The 7068-nt window shown below is 69.8% G+C and carries 7 protein-coding genes; all 7 read right to left on the minus strand.

Annotation, left to right across the window (positions count from 1 at the left end):
- Nucleotides 1-108 precede the first annotated feature (108 nt).
- Nucleotides 109-360, minus strand: coding sequence for a hypothetical protein (locus ACWDU1_RS26705; protein WP_450002597.1), 252 nt, complete (start codon nt 358-360; stop codon nt 109-111).
- Between the two features lie 61 nt (nt 361-421).
- Entirely contained in the window at nt 422-949 is a 528-nt protein-coding gene (locus tag ACWDU1_RS26710; protein ID WP_450002598.1) for a hypothetical protein, read from the minus strand.
- 348 nt (nt 950-1297) lie between these two features.
- Complete coding sequence (locus ACWDU1_RS26715; protein WP_450002605.1) at nt 1298-1795, minus strand: hypothetical protein; 498 nt, start codon at nt 1793-1795, stop codon at nt 1298-1300.
- A gap of 2 nt (nt 1796-1797) precedes the next feature.
- Nucleotides 1798-2775, minus strand: coding sequence for a porphobilinogen synthase (gene hemB / locus ACWDU1_RS26720; protein WP_450002600.1), 978 nt, complete (start codon nt 2773-2775; stop codon nt 1798-1800).
- Nucleotides 2776-3007: 232 nt separating this feature from the next.
- On the minus strand, nt 3008-4570 hold the full coding sequence (locus ACWDU1_RS26725; RefSeq protein WP_450002602.1) for a uroporphyrinogen-III synthase: 1563 nt from the start codon (nt 4568-4570) through the stop codon (nt 3008-3010).
- Nucleotides 4567-5640, minus strand: a complete 1074-nt coding sequence (gene hemC / locus ACWDU1_RS26730; RefSeq protein WP_450002604.1) for a hydroxymethylbilane synthase — start codon at nt 5638-5640, stop codon at nt 4567-4569. Before hemC ends, ACWDU1_RS26725 begins: the two co-directional genes overlap by 4 nt.
- The gene (locus ACWDU1_RS26735; protein WP_450002607.1) at nt 5637-7061 is read right to left on the minus strand and encodes a glutamyl-tRNA reductase; all 1425 of its coding nucleotides are present in this window, start codon (nt 7059-7061) and stop codon (nt 5637-5639) included. The genes hemC and ACWDU1_RS26735 overlap by 4 nt, the downstream gene beginning before the upstream one ends.
- Nucleotides 7062-7068 lie beyond the last annotated feature (7 nt).

The raw sequence follows: 7068 nt of genomic DNA on the forward strand, positions 1-7068 counted from the left end.
CCTCGAGACTCGCGGCTTCGCCGCATGCGCTTCGAGGGCCGACAGCAGACGCGGGCCGAACCCTTTCGGGGTAGACCGGGTTCGCGTCGGGGTAGCCCGGGTCCGCGCTCAGGCGTGGCCCTCACGCGGCCGCAGCACGCGCGCGGCGGCGTCGATCGTTGCCACCCCGGCCCCGGCCACCAGCACGGTGGCCAGGAACAACCACGGGCCCACGTACCGGGTGGCGGTGTAGGCGGGGACGTCGCCGGTCGCGGGGAAATCGGTATCGCGGACACCGAGTTGCCAGCAGAGCACGGCCAAGGCGAGCGCGACGAGCGCCGCCGCGAGGTCGATGGCCGGGACGACGAACGAGCGGTTCACGGATCTCCTCGGATCGGGCGGTCGGTGTGCTATCCGATGCTGCCCGCGCGGGAGCCGATAATCAATCGTCGCGACCGGTGTCGGAATCGCCGGCGGGCTCATCCGTCCCCGCGCCGGCCGGCCGGCCGATCACCTCGGTGAGCGCGGCCCGTAGCGCGCGGTGATCCTTGGCCCAGGTCCGCACCAGTTCGCCGTCGGTGCGGCGCAGGCCGATCGCGGTCCGGCGGCGCGGGACGCCGGTCAATTCACCGAGAGCGCGCGCGTCCTCCCACGGTTCGTCGGAATCGGCCGGCAACACCGCGGCGATCGACGAGACGGTGGTGGTCTCGGGGCCGTTGCGCAGGAAACGATCCGTGAGTTCGACGCTCACATGGGTCCGGGCGGCATATACCTGCAGCACCGCGAACGCGGCGATCAGCGCGGCGCAGAACAGTAGCGCGAACCAGTGCACGGTGGCACCCGCCGCGATCTCCACGCCGAGCAGCAGGAAACAGACGATCGGACCGTAGGCCACCGCCCGCCAGCGCGCACCCGGCTCGGAGAACAGGATCTCCCCGGTTTCGGCGGTGGTCGCGGCCTGGTCAGCCATCGATATCCGGAGCGGGAACGACACGCACCCGGATCAGCCGACGATACTGGGAATCAGCAGCACCGCGACGGTGAGGACTCCGAACAGGATCAGCAGGCTCAGTACGAGCATGTCCCGCCGGATACTCTGCGGCTGCTGGATCACCACTCGCATCGTTGCCTCCGATCACCGGACGACCCGAGCTGCCGCCCTACCGGACGAATACCCCTGGCCACCGGTTCCCATGTCCTCTGTGACAGCCCTCACCATACATGGCGGAATTCTGGAAACAAACTCCGCGTTCGTTATCTGAATGCGGGTCGAACCGTGACCCGGAATCAATGTGCAGGTCAGACGCCCGGGTAGGACTTATCGGGAATTTCCGGGACCGCCCGGCCGCCGCGGCAGGAACCACTGGGCCGCCTCCGGCCGCTGGCACAGATAGATCGCACCGCCCGCGAGAACCGCCTGCACGATCGTCGCGGCGCCGCCGAGCAGCGGGACCACACCGTCGACCGCCCCGATCGAGAACAGCGCGGCCACACCCGTGATCACCAGCCACACGCCGGCAAATGTCAGCAACGTCCGCGCCCACAGCTTGCCTTTGCCGAGCTGGTGAACCACCAGCACACCCAGCGCCGCGACGGCGAGCCCCAGGATCACGCCCAGGACGGCGCCCAGGGTCACCAGCAGATCGGTCATCGCGGGAGTGAGCTGCGGGTCGGTGGACTGCACCCGTTCCCGTAGCTCGGCGCTGAACCGATCCCGGTTCGCCAGCGTATCGGCCAGAGAGACGAACAACCGTCCCGCACCCAAACTGATTACGCCCCACCACAATTGCCGCGCGGTCACGATATCCGCGGGCATACTCACGATAGCCAGCGCGCTGCCTCCGTCGCCCAATAGGTGAGCACGATATCCGCGCCCGCGCGCCGGATACCGGTCAACGATTCCAGTATCGCGGCGTCCCGATCGATCCAGCCCCGCTCGGCCGCCGCCGTGATCATCGAATACTCACCAGAGATCTGATACGCCGCCACCGGCACCGGCGACCGGTCGGCGACCTCGCGCAGGATATCCAGATACGACATCGCCGGTTTCACCATGACGATATCGGCGCCCTGTTCCAGATCCAGGTCGAGTTCGCGGATCGATTCCCGCCGGTTTGCCGCGTCCTGCTGATAGGTCCGCCGATCCCCCCGCAAAGAGGAGGACACCGCTTCCCGGAACGGCCCGTAGAACGCCGACGCGTATTTCGCGGCATAGGCGAGGATCGCGGTATCGGTACGGCCGGCCTCGTCCAGCGCCGCCCGGATCGCCCCCACCTGACCGTCCATCATGCCGCTGGTGCCGAGCAGATCGGCGCCCGCCTCGGCCTGCGCCAACGCCATATCCACGTAGCGGAGCAGGGTGGCGTCGTTGTCGACCGCACCCGCCGGATCCAGCACCCCGCAATGCCCGTGATCGGTGAATTCGTCCAGGCAGGTATCCGCCATCACCACAGTGGCATCGCCGACCTCCGCGGCCAACGCGCGCAAACCGCGATTGAGAATGCCCTCCGGATCGGTGGCGCCGCTACCCACCGCGTCCTTGTCCTCGGCTCGCGGCACACCGAACAACATCAGCCCGCCGACCCCCGCCTCGACCGCCTCCACGGCGGCCTTACGCAAGGAATCCAGCGAATGCTGGAACACCCCCGGCATGGACCCGATCTCCCGGGGCTCGGACAATCCATCGGCGACGAACATCGGCAACACCAGATGCCGCGGCTCCAGACCGGTTTCCGCCACCAGCCGCCGCAGCGCGGGCGTACGCCGCAACCGCCGCGGCCGCTCCATTCCGCTCATAAGGCTCATTCTGCCCTGTGCAAATTCAACGTCACCTTCGGTCCCGCAAGGCCGGCACCCTTCACAAAATGGCCCCTCCCGACCGCCGAGCACCCGACGCTCTTGGAAAGGGTTCGGCCCGCGCCTGCTGTGGGCCCGCGAAGCGAGGCGGCGCAGCCGCGAGTCTCGAGGGCCGACAGCAGGCGCCCAAGAGGGCCGAACCTCGAGCAGCGGAGCTGCTCCAGAGTTACAGCTACCGACTCCGCCGGCTCTTCTTCCGCGGCGGCGGCAACAATCCTTCCGCCCGCAGCCGGGCGGCATGTTCGGCCAGCGCCTCCACCAGCGGACCCACCTGCGCGGTTTCCGGCTGTACGTCCACCCGCAGCCCGAACTCCACCGCGGTTTCCGCCGTTTTCGGGCCGATGCAGGCCACGATCGTGCGGGCGTGCGGTTTACCGGCGATACCGACCAGGTTCCGGACCGTGGAGCTCGAGGTGAACAGGACCGCGTCGAATCCGCCGGTTTTGATCATCTCGCGGGTTTCGGCCGGCGGCGGCGAGGCGCGGACCGTGCGGTAGGCGGTGACGTCGTCGATTTCCCAGCCGCGTTCGCGCAGACCCTCGGCGAGGGTTTCGGTGGCGATATCGGCGCGCGGCAGCAGCACCCGGTTGACCGGGTCGAAGACATCGTCGTAGGGCGGGAAGTCGGCGAGCAGGCCGAGCGAGGACTGTTCCCCGCTGGGCAGCAGTTCCGGGTTGATCCCGAAGGAACGAACCTTCTCGGCGGTGGCCTCGCCGACGCAGGCGATCTTGACACCGGAGAAGGCCCGAGCGTCCAGGCCGAACTCGGCGAATTTCTCCCAGACCGCGCGCACGGCGTTGGTCGAGGTGAAAACCACCCACTGGTAGCGGCCGTCGACCAAGCCCTTGACCGCCCGTTCCATCTGGGCGGGGCTGCGCGGCGGCTCCACGGCGATGGTCGGTACTTCCTTGGGGATCGCGCCGTGGGTGACCAGACGCTCGCTCATCTCACCGGCCTGATCCTTGGTGCGGGGCACCAGAACGGTCCAGCCGTACAGGGCGCGCGATTCCCACCACGACATCTTGGAGCGCTGCGCGACGGCTTTGCCGATGGTCACCACCAGGGGACCGACCAGTTCGGAGGCGGCACTGTTCAGCGTGGCCAGCGTGGCCTCGATGGTGCGCTGCTGACGGGTGGTACCGCGGACGGTGACCGCGACGGGGGTCTGCGGCGCCATACCGTGTTCGACGAGCGCGCTCGCCGTCTCGGCCAGATGGCCGGAGGTGGCGTGCAGCACCAGCGGACCGGGCGCGGCGGCCAGCGCCGGCCAATCGACCTCCCCGCGCACATCGGCCTCGGTATGCCCCGACCCCAGTGCGATACCGGCGTAGCTGGGCACGGCGGACCCGGACGGCAGCCCGGGTAGCACCTCGAAGACGATATGCGAACGGGTGACGGTGGTGACCTCGGCGATCACCGCGTCGGTGGTGAGCGGATCGCCCGACACCACCCGCACCACGTCGTGGCCGGCCTTGGCCTCGGCGATCAGCGTTTTGGCGACCTCCGCGGGCTCGCCCAGGGCGGGCCGCACGTCCACCGGGCGTTCGCCCTCGGCGTCGGGTTCGACCTCGGTGCCGATCAGGGCGAGGACCCCGGCGTCCACATCGGGATCGGTGAACGCGAGGGTTGCCCGGCACAGCACTTCGCGGGATCGGGTGGTCAGCAAAGCCGGGTCCCCCGGGCCCGACCCGACGAACAGGATCCGCCCCGGATGCTTCTTGCTGGCTCGACTCATCGGTTGTTCTCCATGGGACTGGGTTCGGTGAAGTCCGTGGCGGTGCTCCCGGCTGTCGCGATCCCCGATTCGGGGGTGCCGGGTTCGGCGGCGAGTAACTCGCGCGCGCCCAACTCGAGCAGCTCGCGGGCCAGCGCGATGCCGAGTTCGGCGGCGTCGGCCGGTGCACCCACCGCCGAGGCCCTTATCACGTCGGAACCGTCGATCGCGGCCGCGCAGCCGCGTAGCGAGAGTTCCTCGACGATGCGCCCGTCGTCATCCAACGATTCGACGATTTCGGCGATCGCTCCGACGGGCGCGGTGCAGCCCGCCTCGAGTTCGGCGAGCAGTGCTCTTTCCGCGAGCACCGCTGTTCTGGTGGCGGTGTCGTCCAAAGCGGCGAGCAGCTCGATCAGTTCGGCCGCACCGGCGCGGCATTCGACCGCCAGCGCGCCCTGCGCGGGCGCGGGCAGCATCTGCACCGGTTCCAGCGCCTCGGTCACCGCGTCGAGCCGGCCGATACGGGCCAGCCCGGCCCGAGCGACCACCACGGCGTCGAGCTCACCCTCGGCGACCTTGCGCAGCCGGGTGTCGAGGTTGCCGCGCAGCGGCCGGATATCGAGGCCCAGCCCAAGCGCCCGCAGCTGCGCGGACCGGCGCGGGGCGGAGGTCCCGACCACCGCGCCCGGCGGTAACTCCCCGAGCACCATCCCGTCGCGCGCCACCAGGGCGTCACGGGGATCCTGGCGCACCGGTACCGCGGCGAGCGTGAACCGATCGTCGGCCGCGGTCGGCAGATCCTTGTACGAATGGACCGCGATATCGATGTTCCCGGCGGCCAGCTCGCTCCGCAGCGCGCTGGTGAATACGCCGACGCCGATATCTTCCACCGGTTCGCCGGATACATCGCCCGGGGTTTCGACGAATACGAGTTCGGCCGGTTGCCCCGTGGCGATCAGCGCGTCCCGCACATCACCGGCCTGGGTGCGCGCGAGCAGGCTGGCCCGGGTGCCGATCCGCCAGGCCGGCCGACCGCCGGTCGCGGCGGCGCCGGTACCGGGCGCGGCGCCTTCGCCCTGCAGGATTGTCATGTCGACTGCTCCTGTTCGTCGTCGTGGCCGCCGGGGGTGAAATCGTCGGCCAGGGCGATATCGCCGTCCAGGCCCATCCAGCCGACACCGTTGTGCTCGGCACGGCTGATCTCCATCGGCGCGGCCACGGCCTGCGCCGAACCGGGCTTCAGTTCGAACAGTTCACGCAGCGCCTCGGCATAGCTGTCACCGCCGGGTGTGGTCGCCAGCTGCTTGACCCGCACCGTCGGCGCGTGCAGCAGTTTGTCCACCACCCGGCGCACCGTGCGCGCCACCTCGTCGCGGGCCGGATCGGCCAGGGGCAGTCTCGAATCCAGCCGGAGCAGTTCGGCCTCCACCACTTCGGCGGCGCGCTGGCGCAGGGCCGCGACCGTCGGGGTGACTTCGGCCATCCGCTGACCGGCGAGGTATTTGGCGAGTTCGTCGGCGACGATCGTCCGCGCGGCGGCCGTATCGTCGGCGGCGGCACCCGCCGCGGGGTCGCGCTGCAGGGTCTCGATATCGATGACGGTGACGCCGGGCAGCCCGGCCACCGCGTGATCGACATCGCGGGGCAGGCCCAGATCGCAGAACACCAGCGGCCGCTCGGCGCCACCGGGGCGTTCGGTGAGCGCATTGTGCGCGTCGGCCAGCGTGACCACCGCGCCGACCGCACCCGTGCAGGTGATCACCACATCGGCGGCGGCCATGGCCTCGGTGAGCCGGGACAGTTCGTAGGCGTCGGCGGCGACACCGTGCGTCTCGGCCGTCGCCGCGAGCCGCTGGGCGCGCTCGATGGTGCGGTTGACCACCAGGATCCGGCCGATCCCGGCGCGGGACAGATGCGCGACCGACAGCCCGCCCATCGCACCGGCACCGATCACCGCGGCGGTGCGGCCGGCGAGCGGCCCCAGGACGGTGGTGGCACGGTCCAGCGCCACCGACACCACGGAGGCGCCCGCCCGGTCGATCCCGGTCTCCGAATGCACCCGCTTACCGACGCGCAGCGCCTGCTGCGACAGTTCGTGCAGGGTGCGCCCGACGGCCTGCTGGGCGTCGGCGGTGGTGTAGGCGCTGCGGATCTGGCTCAGGACCTGCTGTTCGCCGACCACCATCGAGTCGAGCCCGCTGGCCACCGCGAACAGATGTTCGGCGGCGGCCTCGCTGTACCGGACGTAGGCGTGCCGGGTCAGTTCGGGCAGCGGCAGACCGGAATGCTCGGTCAGCAACTGGCCGACATCGGCCAGGCCGCCGTGGAACGCGTCGACCACCGCGTAGATCTCCACCCGGTTGCAGGTGGACACGATCATGGCTTCGGAGATGTGGCTCGAGGCCAGCATGCGGTCGATCAGCTTGGGCCGATCGGCATCGGTGATCGCGACCTTCTCCAGCATCGCGACAGGTGCGCTGCGATGTGAGATGCCGACGAGAAGAACGCTCATGGTGTGA

Source organism: Nocardia sp. NPDC003345 (assembly GCF_053589395.1).